Raw genomic sequence first — 1,916 nt, 5'->3', positions numbered from 1 at the left:
TCAATTGGCGGCGCTTAAAACTGCACTGCTGTGGCAAATATGCCCAAGTCGTCAACTGCTCGCCTTGAGCACCCAAAAACCTGTCAAGCACTTTTTCAATTATTTTTGCAGGGGCGAGCAGTTACAAAAAAAGACTTGGCGGTTTCCATCAGGAAACTATGAGTTCATGGGACTGAATGAACCCATGCTGGGTGCATGCCATATTTGTTCGTTAATCTCACCCGTCGTGAATTTTACTACCCATAAAGAGGCCGTGACCATCGCACAGGAAATTATTAGTGCCTTGTTTGTTGAAATCGAAGATAAACGGTCTGGAGGTATCGAGGAAGCACGTCTGACGGGTAAATCAACGGGTCAAAAAGAGATGTCGCGACGTGATTTTTTACGCATTCCCTTGATGGGTAGTCAGTGATGCCCAACGCAGGAAAACTGCATCTGCGCATCCTCTGGAATGGCATGGATGTACTCGGCATTGAAGTGAAATCAACACGTCCTCCAGCCTACCACTTATTGTCGGGAAAGTCGCCGGAGGATGCTGTGAAGTTGGTGCCCTTGTTGTTCAGCGTGTGCGGCAAGGCCCAACAGGCAGCTGCACTGGCGACCGTATCCGCCGCACAAGGTCGTGACATGCAGCAACTTGAAAAGTTTGAGCGCGCTGTGCTTTGCGAGGCAATGCAGGAATACTTGTGGAAATTGCTTCTGGATTGGCCAAAATTGCTGGGTTTGCCACAACTGGAGACGCAGTTTATACGTTGGCATGCTGCACTGAATGTAATTTCGACGGATAAGGGCAACGCAGAAGATTTGTTGGCGGAAATGCATCAGGTATTGCTGGGCATGACGGCTAAAGAATGGCAACAGTTGGATACGCATGATCGATTGCTTGAGTGCATAAAGGACAAACAGGGCTTATTGGCACCGATTATTCTAGCCCTCGAATTCAGTGAAAGTCGGTTGGATTTCTCCGGAGTACCAACGGGCTGTAGTTTGATGTCGACATGGACACCGACTGAGGTCAGTCGGAAATTTGCATGTCATTTTGGCACGGAATTTGCTCAAAAACCTCAACTTAATGGCAATCCTCTGGAAACAGGAGCACTGGCAAAGACTCAACATCTGCCGTTTGTTCGGGATATATTGCGTAAACGCCCTGCCCGATTGCTCGCAAGACTAATTGCCAGACTGATTGATTTGCTGCAGGATGTGCAAGCGCGGCGGCGCATTGAACAGATAACCGTTGCAAATGGCATTGGCTTGTCGATGGTGCAAACAGCACGCGGGATGTTGCTGCACCATGTACGTATTGAATCCGGTCGTATTGCGCAGTATCTGATTGTGGCGCCCACCGAATGGAATTTTCATCCGCAGGGTGCATTGACCTACCTGATCGGCTTTCGGGAAGGCAATATGACACGCTTGGTGGAGACAGCAAAATTATTTGTGATGTCGCTTGATCCTTGTGTGGATTTTGAGATCGAGGTTGTTCATGCATGAGATGTCGCTGGCAGAAGGAATTGTACAACTGGTAGAAGACGTGGTGCGTACCGAGGGATGTGTCAGGGTGCAAGCCGTGTGGCTGGAGATCGGTCAACTGGCCGCTGTGGAAAAGGAGGCATTGCGATTCTGTTTCGATGTGGTGACGCGCGATACCGTTGTAAAAGGTGCACGCTTGGAAATCATCGAAATGCCGGGACAAGGTTGGTGCATGAAATGTGAAGACAACGTGGCAGTAACAGCCTTGTATGAAGCTTGTCCTGTTTGCGGCAGTTATCAGATTCAGGTGACGGGGGGCCCCCCGGTGTCAGGGAAGATGTCGCGTCACCCGAGTTGATTTAATTTTGGACTGGGGGCGGAAAGTGAACGGAGATGAGCGGATATTCTGAGGAGCGCAAGACGGCGGTGTTGAGGAAATTATT

3 protein-coding genes are annotated in these 1,916 nt (G+C 49.6%); all 3 read left to right on the top strand.

Going from position 1 to position 1,916, the window contains the following annotated elements:
- Positions 1 to 412: [NiFe]-hydrogenase assembly chaperone HybE (gene hybE, locus IV91_RS17385; RefSeq protein WP_150112475.1), on the top strand; the 412-nt coding region annotated here is incomplete at its 5' end.
- On the top strand, positions 412 to 1,494 hold the full coding sequence (locus IV91_RS0111765; RefSeq protein WP_031598629.1) for a nickel-dependent hydrogenase large subunit: 1,083 nt from the start codon (positions 412 to 414) through the stop codon (positions 1,492 to 1,494). The genes hybE and IV91_RS0111765, both read left to right, overlap by 1 nt.
- Positions 1,487 to 1,831 carry a hydrogenase maturation nickel metallochaperone HypA gene (gene hypA, locus IV91_RS0111760; RefSeq protein ID WP_200874399.1) on the top strand — a complete coding sequence of 115 codons (345 nt, stop codon included), beginning with the start codon at positions 1,487 to 1,489 and terminating at the stop codon, positions 1,829 to 1,831. Before IV91_RS0111765 ends, hypA begins: the two co-directional genes overlap by 8 nt.
- The last annotated feature ends 85 nt before the right edge of the window (positions 1,832 to 1,916 follow it).

It is taken from the genome of Ferrovum myxofaciens, from assembly GCF_000735045.1.
GTDB lineage: Bacteria > Pseudomonadota > Gammaproteobacteria > Burkholderiales > Ferrovaceae > Ferrovum > Ferrovum myxofaciens.
The sequence above is the reverse complement of the archived record's forward strand: the minus strand, read 5'-3'. Positions and strand labels throughout refer to the sequence as shown.

Coding starts and splice junctions, on each gene's coding strand:
- IV91_RS0111765 (WP_031598629.1), top strand. CDS start 412: ATGCCCAACGCAGGAAAACTGCATCTGCGCATCCTCTGGAATGGCATG.
- hypA (WP_200874399.1), top strand. CDS start 1,487: ATGCATGAGATGTCGCTGGCAGAAGGAATTGTACAACTGGTAGAAGAC.